This window comes from Dyella sp. C11, assembly GCF_003121485.1.
GTDB lineage: Bacteria > Pseudomonadota > Gammaproteobacteria > Xanthomonadales > Rhodanobacteraceae > Dyella.
In genome coordinates this window covers 12599-31683 of record NZ_QAVX01000027.1, presented here as the reverse complement: position 1 = coordinate 31683, position 19085 = coordinate 12599, and the positions used below count along the sequence as shown (strand labels likewise).

16 protein-coding genes are annotated in these 19085 nt (G+C 64.6%); 7 read left to right on the top strand and 9 right to left on the bottom strand.

Annotation, left to right across the window (positions count from 1 at the left end; genetic code table 11):
• The first annotated feature begins 47 nt into the window (after positions 1-47).
• A complete protein-coding gene (locus DK366_RS19305) occupies positions 48-716 on the top strand; it encodes a response regulator (RefSeq protein ID WP_109127184.1) in 669 nt (222 codons plus the stop codon).
• Positions 717-780: 64 nt separating this feature from the next.
• Here the strand turns inward: DK366_RS19305 and DK366_RS19300 are convergent, their stop codons facing one another.
• Positions 781-3951 (bottom strand): Rne/Rng family ribonuclease, encoded by a 3171-nt coding sequence (locus DK366_RS19300; protein ID WP_109127183.1) that lies wholly within the window; start codon positions 3949-3951, stop codon positions 781-783.
• A gap of 344 nt (positions 3952-4295) precedes the next feature.
• On the opposite strand from DK366_RS19300, the gene DK366_RS19295 reads away from it, so the two are divergent.
• The gene (locus DK366_RS19295; protein WP_109127182.1) at positions 4296-5309 is read left to right on the top strand and encodes an RluA family pseudouridine synthase; all 1014 of its coding nucleotides are present in this window, start codon (positions 4296-4298) and stop codon (positions 5307-5309) included.
• Here DK366_RS19295 and DK366_RS19290 read toward each other — a convergent pair.
• Positions 5277-6734: a CPBP family glutamic-type intramembrane protease gene (locus DK366_RS19290; RefSeq protein WP_109127181.1), complete on the bottom strand. Its 1458-nt coding sequence runs from the start codon at positions 6732-6734 to the stop codon at positions 5277-5279. The genes DK366_RS19295 and DK366_RS19290 overlap by 33 nt on opposite strands.
• 74 nt (positions 6735-6808) lie before the next feature.
• Positions 6809-7150 carry a 4a-hydroxytetrahydrobiopterin dehydratase gene (locus DK366_RS19285; RefSeq protein WP_109127180.1) on the bottom strand — a complete coding sequence of 114 codons (342 nt, stop codon included), beginning with the start codon at positions 7148-7150 and terminating at the stop codon, positions 6809-6811.
• A gap of 137 nt (positions 7151-7287) precedes the next feature.
• On the opposite strand from DK366_RS19285, the gene DK366_RS19280 reads away from it, so the two are divergent.
• Positions 7288-7896, top strand: a complete 609-nt coding sequence (locus DK366_RS19280; protein ID WP_109127179.1) for an NfuA family Fe-S biogenesis protein — start codon at positions 7288-7290, stop codon at positions 7894-7896.
• A gap of 80 nt (positions 7897-7976) precedes the next feature.
• Here DK366_RS19280 and DK366_RS19275 read toward each other — a convergent pair whose 3' ends face one another.
• Positions 7977-8330, bottom strand: a complete 354-nt coding sequence (locus tag DK366_RS19275; protein ID WP_109127178.1) for a cytochrome c — start codon at positions 8328-8330, stop codon at positions 7977-7979.
• A gap of 19 nt (positions 8331-8349) precedes the next feature.
• The gene (locus DK366_RS19270) at positions 8350-8673 is read right to left on the bottom strand and encodes a cytochrome c (RefSeq protein ID WP_109127177.1); all 324 of its coding nucleotides are present in this window, start codon (positions 8671-8673) and stop codon (positions 8350-8352) included.
• A 181-nt stretch (positions 8674-8854) separates the two neighbouring features.
• Here DK366_RS19270 and DK366_RS19265 point away from each other — a divergent pair, with 181 nt between their 5' ends.
• The gene (locus DK366_RS19265) at positions 8855-10012 is read left to right on the top strand and encodes a glycoside hydrolase family 18 protein (protein ID WP_109127176.1); all 1158 of its coding nucleotides are present in this window, start codon (positions 8855-8857) and stop codon (positions 10010-10012) included.
• Between the two features lie 142 nt (positions 10013-10154).
• Here the strand turns inward: DK366_RS19265 and DK366_RS19260 are convergent, their stop codons facing one another.
• From DK366_RS19260 to DK366_RS19245, 4 genes are all read right to left on the bottom strand, one after another.
• On the bottom strand, positions 10155-11387 hold the full coding sequence (locus tag DK366_RS19260) for a TraB/GumN family protein (RefSeq protein WP_109127175.1): 1233 nt from the start codon (positions 11385-11387) through the stop codon (positions 10155-10157).
• A gap of 75 nt (positions 11388-11462) precedes the next feature.
• On the bottom strand, positions 11463-12353 hold the full coding sequence (locus DK366_RS19255) for a carbon-nitrogen hydrolase (protein ID WP_109127174.1): 891 nt from the start codon (positions 12351-12353) through the stop codon (positions 11463-11465).
• Positions 12354-12486: 133 nt separating this feature from the next.
• Positions 12487-13521, bottom strand: coding sequence for an agmatine deiminase family protein (locus DK366_RS19250; protein WP_109127173.1), 1035 nt, complete (start codon positions 13519-13521; stop codon positions 12487-12489).
• Between the two features lie 486 nt (positions 13522-14007).
• Complete coding sequence (locus tag DK366_RS19245; RefSeq protein WP_232821123.1) at positions 14008-14358, bottom strand: hypothetical protein; 351 nt, start codon at positions 14356-14358, stop codon at positions 14008-14010.
• Positions 14359-14538: 180 nt separating this feature from the next.
• Between DK366_RS19245 and DK366_RS19240 the strand changes: the two genes are divergently transcribed.
• From DK366_RS19240 to recJ, 3 genes are read left to right on the top strand one after another with little or no spacing between them, the layout of a single operon-like run.
• On the top strand, positions 14539-16446 hold the full coding sequence (locus DK366_RS19240) for an ATP-binding cassette domain-containing protein (protein WP_109127172.1): 1908 nt from the start codon (positions 14539-14541) through the stop codon (positions 16444-16446).
• Positions 16443-17372 (top strand): phosphoglycerate mutase, encoded by a 930-nt coding sequence (locus tag DK366_RS19235; RefSeq protein ID WP_232821122.1) that lies wholly within the window; start codon positions 16443-16445, stop codon positions 17370-17372. The genes DK366_RS19240 and DK366_RS19235 overlap by 4 nt, the downstream gene beginning before the upstream one ends.
• A complete protein-coding gene (gene recJ / locus DK366_RS19230) occupies positions 17369-19084 on the top strand; it encodes a single-stranded-DNA-specific exonuclease RecJ (protein ID WP_109127171.1) in 1716 nt (571 codons plus the stop codon). The genes DK366_RS19235 and recJ overlap by 4 nt, the downstream gene beginning before the upstream one ends.
• Position 19085: the final 1 nt, after the last annotated feature.

The window sequence follows — 19085 nt, the reverse complement described above, 5'->3', positions numbered from 1 at the left end:
TTATGTCGCAGCCTATGTTCCCCGGACACACCCAAGGAGGGCGACTGGTGATCAAGGTTGTATTGATTGACGATCACGAGCTGGTGCGTACGGGGTTCAGGATGATCCTGCAGCAGCAGCCGGATATTCAAATCTGCGGCGAGGCAGGAACGGCTGAAGAGGGGCTGAGGCTTATCCGCAGCAAGACGCCGGACATTGCGCTCGTGGATGTCCACATGCCCGGCATGAGCGGAATCGAGCTTACCGAGCGCGTGTCGCGTTCCAAGCTCGCCACGCACATCATCATCGTCACGGTGGTCGATGACGCCCGTTTCCCCAAGCGCCTGCTCGATGCGGGCGCGCTTGGTTATCTCACGAAGGGATGCACGTCAGAGGAATTGCTCGACGCCGTTCACCAGGTGGCTTCGGGAAGGCGGTATCTCGCACCGGTCGTGGCGCAGCAACTCGCGCTTGCGACGCTGGATGGCGAAGGATCACCGTTTGATGCGCTCTCCAGCCGCGAGCTTGAGGTGGCCATGATGCTGGTTCGAGGCAAGGCGCTTACCCTGATTGGCGAGCAGCTCAACCTGAGCCCCAAGACCGTCTCGACCTACAAGCAGCGCTTGATGGAGAAGCTGCAGGTCGATCACGTGATCAGCCTTGCGCACCTTATGACCATCCACGGCTTGCTGGACACCCACAACAACCAGGTGGGCAACAATCTTCCTGGTAATTGACCGCAGACGATGCCAAAAAAAAGCCGGGCAATTGCCCGGCTTTTTTATTTCCTTCCTTGCTGCGTCAGCCGTGCGACGACGCATCCTTCTTCAGGTCTTCAACGCTTTCCTCGGGAGTCGAGGTCGGCACAGCCTCTTCCGATGCCAGGCCGGCATGCGCCAGAAGATCTCCCTGGGCAGGAGGCGTGGCGAGCGTTTCCGATGCCACCGTGACTTCCGCACTCTCCACCGTCGACGTCACCGAATCGGCTGCCGTTACGGATGCCTGGGCCACCTTGGGCGACTCGATCACCGCATCGACCTTGGGTGAGATGTCGACATGCGTGCCGAAATCGACCGTGGTGCTGACCTTCGCCTCGTGCACCTGTTCGGTGACGTGCTGAACGGGCTCCGGCGCATGAGCGGCAGTGGCCGCCACGTTGGTGGTCAGCGGCTGGACATCCTCTTTCACCTCGGCAACGACTTCGGCGGCGTGCTCCTGCGAAGGCGTTTCGTGCACCGCAACCGGGGCAACGGGCGCTTCGACGTGGACGTGCTCCGTCACCACCTCGGCGACGGCTTCCACCGCGGGAATGGGAGGCAGCGTCGGCAGGTTGAACGACGCGGGCGCCACGGCGCTGATGACCTGTTCCGGTGCATGCGTTTCGACGGGCTTCGATGTCGCTTCCACGTCATGATTTGCCGTGGACGGTGCTGCATCGGCCACCGGTGTCTCAGAGGCTGCGTGCGCAACCGCAGCGGCAACAACCGTTGCGGTCACGGCGGCGATCGGTGCAGTCGAAGCCTGCGTCGCCGGGGCCGGAGCGGCGGTGACGGCGGCCGTGCTCTCGGTGCGGTCTTCGTCATCCAGATCGTTCAGATGATCGTCGTCTGCGCCGGCTGCGACCTCGGTACCGGCCTGGGCGGCGTCCTCGTGGCGACGACGGCGGCGACCGCCACGACGACCACGGCGACGGCGCGACTGGCCGCCTTCGGCTTCGGGCGTTCCTGCGGCAGCCGCTGGCGTTGCCACCGAGCCTGCGGCTTCATTGGCGGCCTCAACCGGTGCCACGACATCCTTGATCACATCGACGCCAGGCGCCTGGACGTGGCGCTCAACGGCGGCGTTTGCGGGAGCCTCGGTTGCAATCGGTGTCTGTTGCGTCTGGGCGGGCTGCTGCGGATGGTCGGCGCGCTGCTGGCGCGGTTGCTGCTCCTGACGCGGCTGCTGCTTGCGCTCGTTCTGCGGCTGCTGGCCTTCGGCCTTGGGCTGCTGCTGACGCTGTTCCTGCTTGGCCGACGGCTGTGCCTGCTGCTGGCGCGGCTGTTGCTGCTGGCGGTTGCCCTTGGCTTGCTGCTGGCCCTTCTGGCCTTGCTGCGGCTGCTCACGGCGCTGCTGCTGTTGCTGCTGACGATTGCCCTGCTGGCCACCCTGGCCCTGGCGCTGGCGATCATCGCGACGCTGGTTGTTGCGCGGGGCAGGGGCCGACTCGGCCTTTGCCACCGGAGCGGGCGCCGCCGGGGCTGCCGTGCCGCGGAACCAGCCAAGCAGTCGCGACAGGACGCCGCCGCTCGGCGCTGGTGCTGCGGCAGCCTGGCGTGCGGGCTGGGCCTGCGGAGCCGTGGCAGCCGATGCGGTCTCTTCGCGCACGGGCGCGGGGCTGGACGGCACGATGCCGCTCACGGCGGGCTGCTCGCTGCTGCCCAGGGTCTGGCCCATCTTCGGGACCGGCGAGGCCTCGACGGCCGTTAGGCGCTCGTAGCTGGGCTTGCTGTGCTCGCCCATGTCCGCTTCGCGGATGCGCTGGATTTCGATGTGCGGCGTTTCAAGCTTGTCGTCGGCCACGATGACCACGTGCACCTTGTTGCGCAGCTCGATCTCGACCACGCTGGCACGCTTCTCGTTGAGCATGAAGTTGGCCACGCTCGGCGGGGCCTGCACCAGCACCTGGCCGGTGTTGTCCTTCATGGCGTGCTCTTCGATGAGGCGCAGGGTCGACAGCGCCAGCGATTCCACGCCACGGATGTGGCCGTGGCCTTCGCAGCGGGGGCACACCACCTGGGTGGCTTCGCCCAGCGACGGACGCAGGCGCTGGCGGGACATCTCCAGCAGGCCGAAGCGCGAAATGCGGCCAATCTGCACGCGGGCGCGGTCCAGCTTCAGGGCGTCCTTGAGACGCTCTTCCACTTCACGCTGGTGCTTGGGGCTGTCCATGTCGATGAAGTCGATCACGATCAGGCCGCCGGCATCGCGGATGCGCAGCTGGCGGGCGATTTCCACCGCCGCTTCCAGGTTGGTGTTGAACGCGGTTTCTTCGATGTCGCTGCCCTTGGTGGCCTTCGACGAGTTGATGTCGATGGCGGTAAGGGCTTCGGTCTGGTCGACCACGATCGAGCCGCCGGAGGGCAGGCGGACCTGGCGGTCGAACACGCTCTCAATCTGGGTTTCGATCTGGTAGCGCGAGAACAGCGGGGTCTCGTCGCGGTACATCTTGAGCTTGCGCAGGGCGTTGGGCATCACCTGCTGCATGAACTCGCGCGCGTCGTTATAGAGCGATTCCTCGTCGATGAGGATCTCGCCGATGTCGCTGCGCAGGTAGTCGCGCAGGGCGCGGATGAACAGCTTCGATTCCTGGTAGATCAGGAACGGGGCCTTCTGCGCCTGGGCGGCGCCGGAGATGGCCTTCCACAGCTGCAGCAGGTAATCGAGATCCCACTGCAGTTCTTCGGCGTCGCGGCCGAGGCCGGCGGTGCGCACGATGAGGCCCACGTCGTCAGGGACGTTGAGATGCTCCAAGGCTTCCTTCAAAGCCTGGCGGTCTTCGCCCTCGATGCGACGCGACACGCCACCCGCCTTCGGGTTGTTGGGCATCAGCACCATGTAGCGGCCGGCGAGGCTGATGAAGGTGGTCAGCGCTGCGCCCTTGTTGCCGCGTTCTTCCTTCTCGACCTGCACGACCACTTCGTGACCTTCCTTGATGAGGTCGCGAATGTTGGCTTTGTTGGGGTCCAGGCCCGGCGTGAAGTACTCGCGGGCGATTTCCTTCAGCGGGAGGAAGCCGTGGCGTTCGGCGCCGTAGTCGACGAAACAGGCTTCCAGGGAAGGCTCGACGCGAGTGATGCGGCCCTTGTAGATATTGGCCTTTTTCTGTTCGCGGGAAGGGATTTCGATGTCGAGATCGTAAAGGGTCTGGCCATCGACGATGGCCACGCGCAACTCTTCACGCTGAGTTGCGTTGATCAACATACGTTTCATTGTAATTTTTCCTCGGCTTGCCGCGCGTCGCGTGCCTCGGTGGCGCCAGTCGCTTCGGCGGCCTGCCGGGGATCGCGCCGCTGCGGTTAAGCGGCAAATGACGGCATCGTTCTCGGTGCCGGGATGATTCTTAGGCTTGCGCCGACCGCCCTCCGGAACCCTTCAAGAACCGGACAAACGACAACCCAAACCGTTACGATGTAAGGGAGCAGCAACCGGCTGCCAGAGAGGCGACCGGCGCTATCCTCGCCGACGTCACGGGATGGGCGTCCCGACTCCATCCGAACTTCGGCAGGGCGGGACCAAACGCCGGCCGAGTATCCTATTTCGTCAGGTTTTTTTCAATGCAGACGGCAACTTCCCCCGGCGCACCTCAGGGTGTGCGTCAAGTCGAGATCGGCCCCGAGCGGGACGGTCAGCGTATCGATAACGCACTGATGACCCTGCTCAAAGGCGTTCCGAAGAGCATGATTTACCGCATCCTGCGTACGGGACAGGTGCGCGTGAACGGGAAGCGCGCCAAGCCGGAAACGCGTCTCGCGGCTGGTGACATGCTGCGTATTCCGCCCGTCCGGATGGCCGAGAAGGCGCCGGAAAAGGGTCCGGCAGCCGGCATGGTCTCATCGGTGGTTGAGTCGATCATCTTTGAAGACAAGCACTTTCTGGTCATCGACAAGCCCTCCGGCATCGCCAGCCATGGTGGCAGCGGGGTGAGTCACGGTGCCATCGAGCTGCTTCGTGCGGCCCGTCCCACCGAACACCTGGAATTGGTTCACCGCCTCGACCGCGATACCAGCGGCGTGCTGGTGTTCGCCAAGACGCGAGCCGGGTTGACCGGCTTGCAGGCGGCCATCCGGGACGGTTCGGTGACCAAGCAGTACCTCTGCCTGATGGTGGGTCACCCCGGAAAGGCCAAGTTCAACGTCAATGCGCCGCTGCTGAAGTCGGTGCTGCAGGGCGGCGAACGCATGGTCCGGGTGTCTGACAATGGCAAGCCCTCGCTCACGTTCTTCCAGGAAGCGGAGCAATACCCCGGCGCGCGCCTGATGCAGGCGACCCTGGGAACGGGACGCACCCACCAGATCCGCGTTCATGCCGCGCATATCGGCCACCCGCTGGCGGGCGACCCGAAGTACGGCAACAAGGAAATGAACAAGGCGTTCAAGGAGCTGGGGTTGAATCGCCTGTTCCTGCACGCGTCGCACATGAGTTTCGAGCTGGACGGCCGCTCGTACAGCTTTTCCGCGCCGCTGCCTGACGACTTGAAGGAATTTCTCGACAACTTCGCTGCAAAAAGCCGGAAAGTCCGTCGTTTGTGGGAGCAGCTACAGGAAGAAGCGCGCACTGACCTCGAGTGAGCGCAGCAGGTGGCCGGTAAGTCCGGCCTCGACCAGCAAGGCGCTCGCCGCGTGGGCAAGTGCAATCGGCACCAGTCGGGGCGAGCGCATGAAACACCAGGCCCACCAGAGCTCGGCAAGCAGGCAAAGCTGCATCAGCGACCCATTCGGGGTGTGCAGCAGGCCAAATAACGTGGCCGTGACCACCACCATGGCGGCCCGGGGCAAACCTGTCCGTTCAAGCCGCCCCATCACCAGGGCCAGCATGGCCCACTGCTGGAGCAGGGCCCAGGCCAGGTAGGCCAGGATGTGCCGGGGCTCCAGATGGACCAGGTGGTGCCCATCCGCCAGCATCAGTGCGAGGGCAACCGGCACGGGCACCATGGGAAGCAACCAGTCCCGCCAGTCTTTTCCCCACCAGGACCAGTCCACGGGGCGCCGGCGCCATTCGCTCTGGCCGCCGTAGACAAGCGCGGCCAGGAACGCCACGACGCCTGACAGCGAAGGTTCCGGGCTCCAACGCAGTCCGGCAATGAGCCACAACGGGCCGGCGGCGATGGCCGCTACTTCGATCCATGGCCGCACCACGCCGGGGCGCTGGCGGGCAGCCAGCCAGATCAGCCAGGCAAGGTAGAGACAGCACACCCCCACATCCAGCCACGCCGGCATGTGCGTCGCTGTCGTGATCGGAAGCGCCTGGCCATGCGGCAGGATGATCGCGGCTGGCCAGAACCGCAGCACCCTGTCGCGCGACAGGAGCATGGTCTCCGACGAGGCGCCCTCGGAAAGCCGCACCACCGGGGCCGAGTGCCTTTGTTGCTGCTCGGTGCTGGGCGCCCAGCTCAGGATGGACCCTGTTTCCGGCAGTTGGATGTCAGCGGTCTCATGCCCGATCGTGGCCGGCAGGGATATCGATTCCGGCGATGACAGGGAGGCGGAGTGAAGGCTGAGTGTGGCGGCGGCGGGGAGACTCACCCGCAGGCGCAACATATAAGCGACGACGGCCGGCGCCGCGCAGGGTGCGCCGTCCGAGGTGTGCCAGTGGAGCTTGCGGAGGTCGATGGTGACCGGCGTGTCACCCGTGGGGAGTGATGCCACGCCATCGGCCGAACAAGGCAGGTTGGTTTCGGCGGGCTGATAGATAAGCCCCAGGGCGCCGCTCTTGTTGCCGTGCATGGCCAGCCGAAGCAGGGGCCAGCGTCCCAGGTCGACCGGACCGACAAGCGGCAGGCCGATCTCGAAAGGTGTGCCGTCGCGACTGGTGATCTCCAATCCATCCGGGACGACAGCAAGATCCGCCGCGCCGAAGACGCGGCTCGCGACCACGTCCGATTCCCGGCGCAGGTGCCAGTGCCAGAGGGGCCCCGTGCTGCGCAATGTGGCGACCCGTTCGCTGGCCTCATGAATCAGCTGACCACGCGTGATCCAGCCGGACAGGGCCGCCATGCACCACAACAACAGTGCCACCGTCGCGAGAAAGCCCGCGACTGGCAGGAGTCGGGGCGGGCGGCTCCAGGGGCTCAACGTTCGAGCAGGACGTCGACGCGTGCCGCGCAGATGATGTCGTTCATCGACAAGCCGCCGACATCATGCGTCGACCACAACACCTGGCAATGACCGTAGCCGGCTTCGAGATCCGGGTGGTGATCCTCTTGATTGGCCATGAAGCCAACCGCATTGATGAAGCCCAGCGTGTGATGGAAGTCCGGGAAGGCGAAGTCCTTGATGATGGCCTTGCCGTCATCGGTGACCTTCCAGCCCGGCAGCACGGCGAGCAGTTCCTTGAGCTGGTCCCCAGCGAGCGCGTGTTCCTTGCCCTTGCGCGGCGTGCAGTGCTGGCTGGCGAGTTGGGTAAGGGTCATGACTGTGTCCGAGGCGTGGGAAAGGCTGCGAAGCGTCGAAGCTTGGCGGTGAAAAGTCAAAGCCGGGCAGGCGGATCAAAATAGGACTAAAATGGTGCTGTATTGCCGGCCAGGCCGGAGTTTCAGCTGGAGAAGACATGATCGACATTTCAGAACGCGCGCAGAAGCATTTTTTGCGTTTGCTCTCCCAGCAAGGCATCGACGGGTTGAGCATCCGGCTGCGCGTGACGTCGCCGGGCACACCGGCGGCCAATTGCGAGCTTGAATTTGCGGAACGCGATGAACTGACGGGCCAGGAATGGACCATCGTATGCGAAGGCTTCGATTTTCACGTCGATGGCGATAGTGCTTCCTGGCTGGAAGGCGCCACCATCGACTTCGAGCCGAATGCCACGGGCGGCCAACTCAACATTCGTGCACCGCGCATCAAGGGCGAGATGCCGGGTGAAAGCGCAGGTTTGATCGAGCGCGTGCGCTACGTGCTCGAAGCCGAGGTGAATCCCAAGATTGCTTCCCATGGCGGCCGGGTGAGCCTGCTGGAAGTCGACGCCAACGGCGTGGTGATCCTGCAGTTCGGCGGCGGCTGCCATGGCTGCGGCATGGTGGATGTCACGCTCAAGCACGGCGTGGAAAAGACGCTGCGCGAGCGCGTGCCGGAGATTACCGAGGGTCGCGACGCCACCGACCACAGCGACGGCAGCAATCCGTATTACAGCCGCAAGGAAGGCAAGTCCGCGCTGGGCTGAGCACAGCCGTCTGGACGTCCAAAAGAAAAGGCCCGCATCATGCGGGCCTTTTCTTTTTTCAAGCCGTTGGTCGAACCGGCTTACTTGTCGCCCTGGATATGACCATGCACGGTATCGAGCTTGGTCGGCAGGCTGGAGAAGTAGGCGGCGATGTCCTGGATATCCTGATCCGACAGCTGCGCCACGAAGCCCTTCATGATGGCGTTGTCGCGCTGGCCGGTCTTGTACTCGTTGAGTGCCTGCTGAATGTACATGTTGTACTGGCCAGCCAGGCGCGGGTACTGCGGGTCCACCGCGTTGCCGTCGGTGCCATGGCAGGCGAAACAGGCGGCAGCTTTCTGCTTGCCGTTTTCGATGTCACCCGCAGCCAGCAGCTGGGTGGAAGCGAACGCCAGGACGGCGCCGAATGAAAGCAGGGTCAGTGCACGTTTCATGCGGTGTGGAGTCCTTGGCTTACTTGGCGAGGCTGGAGAGATAGGCGGCGATGTCCTGAATGTCCTGGTCGGACAGACTCTGCGCCTGGGCCATCATCGTCGGATGCTTGCGTTCGCCGCTCTTGTATTCGTGCAGCGCGTTGACGATGTACTGCTCGTTCTGGCCGGCGATGCGCGGCACGGGGTAGTTCGGATAAGCGTTGGCGTAGCCCGGTACGCCATGACAACCATTGCACGTGTAGATCAACTTGCGTCCGGCAGCTTTGTCACCCTCGGCATGCACGCTGGCAGTGGCGAAGAAAGCGGCGGCCACGGTCAGGCCAAGCAGTTGCAGTCGAGTCATCAGGATCGTCCCCACGATTCCGGCTGGTACATGGTGAATGTCACGGCAGTATAGTCGTTGCATTCACGAACGGACAACATGTCGCAAGTCGCTGATTTGCATCACTGACACTTGTTGAGCCCGTCCATTTCATCCTGCCGCGAAGCCGCTCGCGGCATCCCGGAGCGCAAAGGAAATACGCATGCAAAACACGGCCGTTTATGCAGGAAAGGCCTTCATGGGCAAGGTGCTGGGGAGTCTGGTTCTGGTGCTTGCCGCTACAGGCATGACGCCGGTCCAGGCGGCGACCCCTGCGGCAGATTACCGCATCGTCGGTTACGTGGCCGACGCCGATCCGCTGCCGCACGTGAGCGCCAACAAGCTCGATGTCATCAATTACGCGTTCGGACGACTGGATATCAAAGGCAATGTGATCTTCCCGAGCCCCGTTGCGGGCCAGACACTTGCCACGTTGACGGGGCTGCGCAAGATCAATCCCAACCTCAAGATCGTCGTGTCCATCGGTGGCTGGGGAGCGGATTACTTTTCGGATGTGGCGCTGACCGACGCGACGCGCCAGCACATGGCCGACAGCGTGGCCGCGTTCATCGAGAAATACGATGTCGACGGCGTGGACCTGGATTGGGAATACCCCACCTTTCCCGGCGCAGGCATCAGTCATCGTCCGGAAGACCGGCGCAACTTCAGTCTGTTGCTCGAAACCCTGCGCGCGCGCCTCGACAAGCTGGGGCAGGCGCACGACGGAAAGCACTATCTATTGACCATAGCCGCTGCCGATGCCGAATTCGTCGAGGGCATCGAACTGGAGCGCGTCTCGCATTCGCTCGACTGGTTCAACCTGATGACCTACGACTTCCATACCAGCCTGACGCCGACGACCGGCCATCACGCGGGTCTTCATTTGTCCGACGTGGCACCGAAAGACGATCGCGCGGGCGACAAGGCCGTGGCGCAATTCCTGGCGGCCGGCGTACCGGCGAAGAAGCTCAATCTGGGCGTTGCGTTTTATGGCCGCCAGTTCACGGGCGTCGATCCCGCGCACGATGGCTTGCAGCAGAAGTACACCAAGTTCGTGGATGCGCCGACCTGGCGTGACCTGGAGGCCAACTTCATCGACAAGAACGGCTTCGTACGCCACTGGGACGCCAAGGCACAGGCTCCTTATTTGTGGAACGCACAGACGCGCACCTTCATCAGCTATGAAGATCCGCAGTCATTGCGCGCCAAGACCGCCTTCGTGAAAGAGAAGGGCCTGGGCGGCGTGATGTACTGGGAGCACGGACTGGATCGCAACGAGCAGTTGCTGGACGTGCTGGATCAGGGCCTGGGGCGGCACTGAGAAGCGAACCTCGCCCTCTCTCCGCCGGGGAGAGGGCCGGGTGCTCGCCTCAACGCCTCAAGTGAACGCCTTGAACTCATGAAGAACTGGCACAAGTCGTCCCTGGATTGAAAGCCTTGAACTGACGCTCTGCGCCCCTGGCTCAGAACAAGCTCTTGAAGATATGAATCCCGGCGGTGTATTCGCCGATGATCGTGCCGAAGCTGACGAGGAAGAAATTCAGCAGGGTTCGTGCGACACGATTGCGCCACCAGCCACGCCAATGACCGATGTCATCGCGCAGGGTTTCGAAATCCGCCACGCGGGGGCGACGCACCCACGCTTCGACCATCGCGCTGATGCCGCCAGACGGAATACCCGGGCGGAACGGCTTGATCGGTGCGGCGACGAATGCCGCAAGCACGCTCAAGGGATGCGCGCCCGCAATGATGGCGCCGATGGCGGAAAAGCCGCCGGTGTAGAGCACCCAGTCGCGCAGTGCCGCCGTGCCCAGCGAAGGGCTGCGATGGAAGGCAAAGCCGATGGCGACGAACACGGCCAGTACCAGGCCGATGGCGAGCCACTTGGGCCACTGTGCCTTCGGCGGTGCCGCGGCGAGTGTGGCGGCTTCGGCCGCCGGGTCGCCCTGCTGCGTGCGGATCTGCTCGCACAAACCCTTGAGGTGACCCGCGCCGATGACGACGAGTACGCGTCGTCCTTCGCCAAAGCCTGCCTGCGTCGCCTGTTCGCGCAGGCGCGCTGCCATGTAGGCGTCGCGTTCGGCGATCAGTGCGCGATACAGCGGTGCGGAGTTGGTGGCGAACTCGCTGAAGGCGCTTTCCAGCATGTCGCCTTGCTTGAGCTTTTCGATCTCGGCTTCTTCGATGTCCTGGCGCTCGAACACGCTGGCGATCAGGCCGCCCATCAGGCCGAAGCGTTGCCAGAAACCCACGCTGTGCCAGGCGCGGCGCAACGTGATGCCGACTTCGCGGTCCACCAGCCACACCGGCAGCGCCCGCTGTTCGGCGCCGTCCATGCCGGCTTTCATTTCGGCGCCGGGCTGGATGCCGTACTGCTCGGCAAGTCGCTTCTGGAACGAGGACAACACCAGGCTGGCCGCGACCATGCCGGCCTTGCCCTGGCGGATCACCTGGAAGAGATCCATCTGCTTGAACGCATCCGGATCGCGCATGCCCTGCGCGCGGCTGTCGCACAGTTCGACGGCGACCGCGTCGAAGTGTTCGTGCGCAAGCAGCGCTTCCACGGCTTCCACGCTGGTACGGGACACGTGCGCCGTGCCGAGTACCACGTATTCCACGCCGTCGCGCGTCACGCGCTCGATCGGCTGGTCTTGCAGTACGGGTGGCAGGGAATCGGCGAGTTCGGTCTGGCTCATGCGTGTCGTGGTTATCGCGTTGACGGGAACTGCATGGGGATCAAGGCGCCGCGATCCAAGCGGCGCCAAGGTTGTTCAATCGCGGAAGCGCTTGAGCAGGTCGCTGTAGGCGTCGATGCGACGGTCGCGCAGGAACGGCCAGATGCGGCGAACGTGTTCGCTGCGCGCCATGTCCACGTCGACCACCAACAGCTCGCGCTTGTCGGTGCTGGCCTGGGCCAGGAATTCACCCTGCGGGCCGGCCACGAAGCTGGTGCCCCAGAACTGGATGCCGTTGGTGACACCGGCCTTGTCCGCCTCGAAGCCCGTGCGGTTGCACGACAGCAGCGGCAAACCGTTGGCAACGGCGTGGCCGCGCTGCACGGTGACCCAGGCTTCGCGCTGGCGATCCTTTTCCGCCTGGTCGTCCTGCGGGTCCCAGCCGATGGCGGTGGGATAGAGCAGCAGGTCGGCACCGGCCAGCGCCATCAGGCGGGCGGCTTCCGGATACCACTGGTCCCAGCACACCAGCACGCCAAGGCGGCCCACCGAGGTGTCGATGGGATCAAAACCCAGGTCGCCCGGCGTGAAGTAGAACTTCTCGTAGAACGCCGGATCGTCGGGGATATGCATCTTGCGGTACTTGCCCGCGATGGCGGCCGAGCGGTCGAACACCACGGCGGTGTTGTGGTACAGGCCGGTCGCGCGCTTTTCGAACAGCGACGACACGATGACCAGCTTCAGTTCCTCGGCCAGCTTGCCGATGCGGGCGGTGCTGTGGCCGGGAATGGTCTCGGCCAGGTCGAATTCGTCCACGGATTCGCGCTGGCAGAAATACGGGCCGTTGTGCAGCTCCTGCAGCAGCACCAGTTCCACGCCCTGGGCGGCGGCTTCGCGCAGGCCTGCCTCAATGGCGTCGAGATTGGCGTCCCGGCTGCCACGGTCGGTTTCCTGGAGCAGGGCCACTTTGAGGGTCTTGCGGGTCATCGGCGGATTCTCGGATAGGGGCTGCCGGGGAGCAGGCCGCCCAGTCTAGCGGATACAGGTATCCGGCCCCGGTACGGGGCGGATGGTGGTTCACCTATATGGTGTGCATGGCGCCGGATTCCAGCGCCCCGGATCACACGATGCCGGCGGGCAGCTGCATGGTGATGCAGTGCAGGCTGCCGTTCTGCCAGATCAGCGGGCGGCAGGGCACCTGGACGATCTCGCGCCCCGGATGCGCCTCGCCGATGATGCGGGCGGCCTCGTTGTCCCTGACATCGCCATACGCGGGCACCAGCACGGCGTCGTTGACGATCAGGTAATTGGCGTAGGACGCGGCCAGGCGGCGGCCTTCGTCGATGATTGGCTTGGCCCAGGGCAGCGGGTAGAGCGTGTACGGCTTGCCCTCGGGCGTGCGCAGCGCGGCCAGTTCCTCGCCCATCTGCTTGAGCTCGTTGTAGTGCGGATCGCTTTCGTCGTCGCAGGCCTGGTAGACGATGCGCTCGCCCGGCGCAAAACGCGCCAGCGTGTCGATGTGCGCGTCGGTGTCGTCGCCTTCCAGGTAGCCGTAGTCCAGCCACAGCACGCGGCTGGCGTGCAGGCTGTCGCTGAGGATCTCGGTCATCTGCTCGCGCGACTGTTCCGGATGACGCTGGGTCAGGCAGCGCCAGGTGGTGAGCACGGTGCCCACGCCATCGCTTTCGATGCCGCCGCCTTCCAGTGCCCAGTCGATGCGCTTGTGCTTGGCCTTGCCAAACACGCCTTCCTGCACCAGGCCGGCGATGAGTGCGTCGTCCTGTTCTGCGCCGAATTTGCCGCCCCAGCCGGTGAAGCGGAAATCGGTGAGCTGGAACGCGCCTTCGCCCGTCTTCAGCGTGATCGGGCCCGAATCGCGCAGCCAGGTGTCGTCATACGGCAGCTCGACAAAGCGCACCTTGGACAGGTCCACGCCCTCACCGGTGAGCAGCGCCTGCACGCGCAGGCGGAGCTCGGTGCCGGACACCACGATGATCAGCGACTGGAAACGCGTCACGGCAGCGGCAAGCGCCACGTAGGTGGTTTCCACATCGGCGAGGCGATCGGCCCAATCGGTGCCGGCATGCGGCCATGCGATCAGTACGGCCGATTGCGGCTCCCATTCCGCCGGAAGGCGAAGGCTATGGTCGGTCATCGTAGGCGGTTCTCTTGCTGCGGGGATGGTCGCCCAGGGGGTGGGGCAGGCGACGAAAGTCGCAGAGTGTAAAGGATGGCCCGGTCCATTCCACGTGACAGCGGTGCTACGCGGCGGTAACGCGATCCAGGTGGGCTGCAGGGGGGGGCGTCGACGGGTCCACGAGCAACGAACAGGCGAATACGTTCATGTTCCAAGCACCGCCTGTTTCTCCTTCCCGTCATTCCGGCGAAGGCCGGAATCCAGTCACGGTGGCATGTGGTTTTCGCGAACCAATGACATAAGTCCCGTCTCGCAATCGCAACAACCCATCGTCGTGGCCACTGGATTCCGGCCTGCGCCGGAATGACGGTGAGGGGGAGCGTGCGCATCGGCGACGTGGTGGGCGCGCTTCGAAGCGCCGGGGCCAGCAAGGCCGTCGATGCCGCGCAAAAAAAACGCGGCCCGTGTCGCCACGGGCCGCTTCGACAAAACGGTTGGCTGGGCTCAGTTGGCCGATTGCGGGTTGGTGTTGTTGCCCGCCGGCGTATTGAGCACGGAATGGATCACGTGACTGTTTTCGAAATAAACGATGAAGTTCGCGTAATCCCAGCGATTGATCGTGGGGTGCTTGGCGCTGTCGCCACCACGCGGGCTGAGCTTCTTCTGCGGCGCGCCGTACTTCTTCTCCACCTCACCCATGCTCATGCCACGGGTGGGCAGGTCCATCGACTTCTCCTGCTGCACGCGATTGACGAGCAGGCTGTCGGCGGCATGGGCCACCGGCAGGGCGCCCACGCCGGCAAGCAGGGCGATGGACAGGCTGATGCTGAACTTGCTGATTCCGTACTTGTTCACGGGTTCCCCTTTCCGCACAAGGCGTTTGCCGCGTCGTTGTATCAGAACTGGCAGGCCTAATCCACGCGGATCTTTGGCGATTGCGACGCCGTGGGCATTCAAGCTGGGGATTGGCCGGCGGTCGCCGTTATCATGGGCGGCTCAGGGCGGCAGCACGCCCGGTCCGGATACGCGTTCCCCATGATTTCGTTTCGTCGCTTCGCCCTTCGCCGCGGCAGTCGCCTGCTGCTTTCCGATATCGACCTGGTGATCCAGACCGGCTGGCGCCTGGGTGTGGTCGGCCGCAATGGCTGCGGCAAGTCCAGCCTGTTCGCGGCCTTGCAGGGTCAGGTGGAAGCCGACACCGGCGACCTGGACATGCCGGCGAAGATCCGCATGGCTTCCGTGGCCCAGGAAACCCCTGCGCTGCCGGACCCTGCCATCGAATATGTGATGGCTGGTGACGAGGAGCTGGCCAAGGCCCTGCGCGACGAGCTGGACGCCGATGCGCGCGGCGACACCGAGGCCATGGCCCGTGCTCACCATCGCATCGAGGAACTCAACGGTTACGACGCCCGTGCACGGGCGGGTCGCCTGCTGCACGGTCTGGGTTTCGCGCCGGAAACGCACGAGACGCCGGTGAAGGAATTCTCCGGCGGCTGGCGCGTGCGCCTCAACCTGGCGCGCGCGCTGATGTGTCCCTCGGACCTGCTGCTGCTCGACGAGCCCACCAACCACCTGGATCTCGACGCGGTGCTGTGGCTGGAAGAATGGCTGCGTCGCTACCAGGGCACCTTGCTGGTGATCTCGCATGACCGCGAATTCCTCGACGGCGTGATCACCCACACGCTGCACCTCAACGACGGCACCGGCAAGCTCTACACCGGCAACTACAGCACCTTCGAGCGCCTGCGCGCCGAGCAGCTGCGCCAGCAGCAGATTGCCCATGAGCGCGAGCAGGCCGAGCGCGCACACTTGCAGTCGTTCGTCGACCGCTTCAAGGCCAAGGCCAGCAAGGCCAAGCAGGCGCAGTCGCGCGTGAAGCGACTGGAAAAGCTTGCGGGCACCGAAGCGGTGCGTGCCGAGCGTCCGTTCCGCTTCCAGTTTGCCGTGCCGGATCGCCTTCCCGATTCGATGGTGCAGATCGAGGACGGCGACGCCGGTTATCCCGGCGAGAATGGCGCGGCGCCCACTACCATCTTGCGCAACGTGCGTTTCCGCCTTGAAGCCGGTGAGCGCATTGGTTTGCTCGGTCCGAACGGTGCAGGTAAATCCACGCTGGTGAAGACACTGGTCGGTGAGCTGACGCCACTCGCGGGCGAACGCAAGGCGCACAAGGATCTCAAGATCGGTTACTTCGCCCAGCACACGGTGGAAAGCCTGCGCGAAGGCGCCTCGCCGTTCGATCACCTGCAGGACAAGGCGCCCGGCGTCGCTGCGCAGGTGCTGCGCGATTTCCTGGGTGGCTGGAATTTCGCAGGCGATCGCGCCTTCGAATCCGTCGACGGCTTTTCCGGTGGCGAGCGCGCGCGCCTCGCGCTGGCACTGATCGCCTGGGACAAGCCCAACCTGCTGCTGCTCGACGAACCGACCAACCATCTCGACCTCGACATGCGCGAAGCCCTGGCCGATGCGCTGGCGGAATTCGATGGCGCGCTGGTGCTTGTTTCGCACGACCGCCACCTGCTGGGCATGGTCAGCGACAGTTTCTGGCGTGTGGCGGACGGCTGCGTGGAGCCGTTCGATGGCGACCTGGACGACTACGCACGCTGGTTGCGCAGTCGTGGTGCCGAAGCGAAGAAGGCCAAGAAGAAGGAAGCCGCCAAGCCGGTCGAGCGCGTGGAAACGCCGGAAGAGCGCCGCCAGCGCGTGGCGGCGGAGCGCGACAACGACAAGGCGGCGCGCCAACGCGTGAAAAAGATCGAGACGCGTATCGCCACGCTTGAAGGTGAACTGACGGCGATCGAGGCGAAGCTCGCCGATCCCGCCACCTACAACGGCCCCACCGCGGACATGCTGCGCCTGAGCCAGAAGCAGGCCGAGTTGCGCGGCGAAAAGGAAACGCTGGAAGTGGAATGGCTGGGCCTTTACGAAAAGCTTGAGGCATGAGCGAATCCATGGACGCTGCCGCCGACGCGATTGATCTGTGGCTGCCCGACCTGAAGCGTTTTGCGCCGGGACATCCGACGCTTGCGCTGCTGGCCAGGGCCGATCGCCTGACAGACGGTCCGCGTGGCTATCTCGCCGGTGCTGCGCAGCGTTTTGGACTACAGGAAAACTTGCCTGCCGGCGCGTTGACACGCCAACTCATGGCGGGCGATGCGGGCGATGCGAACTGGTTGAGTGCGGACCCGGCATGGGTGCAACCCGATCTCAACGGTGCACGCTTGCTGGCGTGCGGGCAGATGCAGTTGTCGGCCAAGGATGCCGACGAACTGGCGGACGCCTTGAAGCCGCTGTTCGCCGAAGCCGATATGGCGCTTGAGGTTTCTTCGCCCGACCATTGGCACGTGCGCCTGCCTGCCGACACGGCCGTTCCCCCGTTTGCCGCGCCCGAACACGCACTGGGTGAGGACCTGTACTACCACTTGCCGCAAGGCGAAGAGGGTCGCCGTTGGCGCATCCTGCTCAACGACGTGCAAGTGGTGCTGCATCAGCACCCCATCAATGTCGAACGCCGCCAGCGCGGCATGGCGCCCGTCAATCATCTATGGCTATGGGGCGCGGGTCTGTTGCCCGGCGTTGTCACCACGTCGTTGAAGCAGGTGATCAGCGACGATGTCCTGCTGCGCGCGCTTGCCGCCAAGGCGGGCACGCCGGCGATGGCGCGCGATGTGTCGGCAGTGTCAGCGGCTGAGCCGGGCACGCTGGTCGACTTGCAGGATCTCCCGGTCGACGACATCGCCATGCAGTGGACACCTGCGCTGCTTGAGCTTGCGAAGCGCAAGCCGCTGGTGCTGGCTTTCGCCAGCGGCGAACGCTGGCTGCATCGTCCGTGGCATCGCCTGCGTTTCTGGCGCGGAAACGGCCGATGAAACGTATCAACCTGCGCAGGCGCGTGCCGTCGGCCAAGCCTCAAGGCTGGGGCGCGGACGTCCATCCGGTGGTGCAGCACGTCTTTGCCGCCCGCGGTGTCTTTTCGCCGACTGACGCCGAGTACCGGCTTGCACGCCTGCTCTCGCCACAACAGCTTGGCGGTCTCGACAAGGCGATGGCACTGTTGTCGGAGGCCATTCGCGATGACTGGACCATCCTGATCGCCGGCGATTACGACTGCGACGGCGCCACCGGCACGGCAGTCGCCGTACGGGGCCTGCGCATGCTCGGCGCACGGCACGTGGACTACGTGGTGCCCAACCGCTTCATCCATGGCTACGGGCTCAGCCCTGCGCTGGTCGAGTCATTGCAGCCGGCACCGCAGCTCATCGTGACGGTGGACAACGGCGTGGCCAGCGTCGCGGGTGTCGCTGCCGCGCAGGCGCGCGGTATTCGCGTGGTGGTGACCGATCACCATCTGCCTGGCGAACAGTTGCCTGCCGCCGACGCCATGGTGAATCCGAACCTGGGCGGCGATACGTTCCCCAGCAAGTCACTGGCCGGCGTGGGCGTGATGTTCTACCTGCTGCTGGCGCTGCGCGCATCGCTGCGCGAGCAAGGCATGTTTGCCGCGGGCAGCGAACCGGATCTGTCGGTGCTGCTGGACCTGGTGGCCGTTGGCACCGTCGCGGACCTGGTGCCGCTGGACTTCAATAATCGCGTGCTGGTGGAAGCCGGCATGCGGCGCATCCGCGGCGGTCGCGGACACGCGGGCGTGATGGCGCTGGTGGATGCGAGCCAGCGCAGCGCGGCGACGTTATGCGCGAGCGATCTGGGCTACGCGGTGGGGCCGCGACTCAATGCGGCCGGCCGTCTTGAAGACATGCGCATCGGCGTGGAATGCCTGCTGACGGACGATGCGGCACAGGCGCGCCGCTACGCCGAGTTGCTCACGTCGATCAACCAGGAACGCCGTGAATTGCAGGCCGCCATGGTGGCCGAAGCAGAAGTGATGGTCTCGCGCGCTGCCGATGTCGATGCGGTGGGCGTCGCGTTGTTCGAGCCCACCTGGCATGCCGGCGTGGTGGGTCTGGTGGCGTCCAAGCTCAAGGAGCGCCTGCATCGTCCGGTCATCGCCTTCGCGCCCGCCAGCGAAGACATGCAGGACGAACTGCGTGGCTCGGCGCGTTCCATTTCCGGATTCCATATACGCGATGCGCTGGCGATGATCGACGCACGTCATCCCGGATTGATCATGCGCTTCGGCGGCCATGCGATGGCTGCAGGCCTGAGTCTGCGCACGGAGGACTATCCGCGTTTTGCCGAAGCCTTCGACGCCATCGCCCGCGAATGGCTGGACGACGATCACCTGCAAGCCGTGCAACACACCGACGGTGAATTGCCGCCCGGCGCCGCCACGCTGGATCTGGCGCGACAGCTGCGTGCGGCGGGGCCGTGGGGGCAGGCATTCCCGGAGCCGGTGTTCGATAACCTGTTCGAGTGCGCAAGCTGGAAAGTGATGGGACAGACGCATTTGCGCCTGAGCCTGCGCGACCCGCGCGATGGTTCCGTGCACGATGCCGTGATGTTCAACGCCTACGACGGCACACCGCCACCGGTGATGCTGCGCGCCGCCTACGAACTGGTGATCAACGACTGGCAGGGCCGGGAAAGTCCGCGCCTGTTGCTGCGCTACATCGAACCGGCCTGAT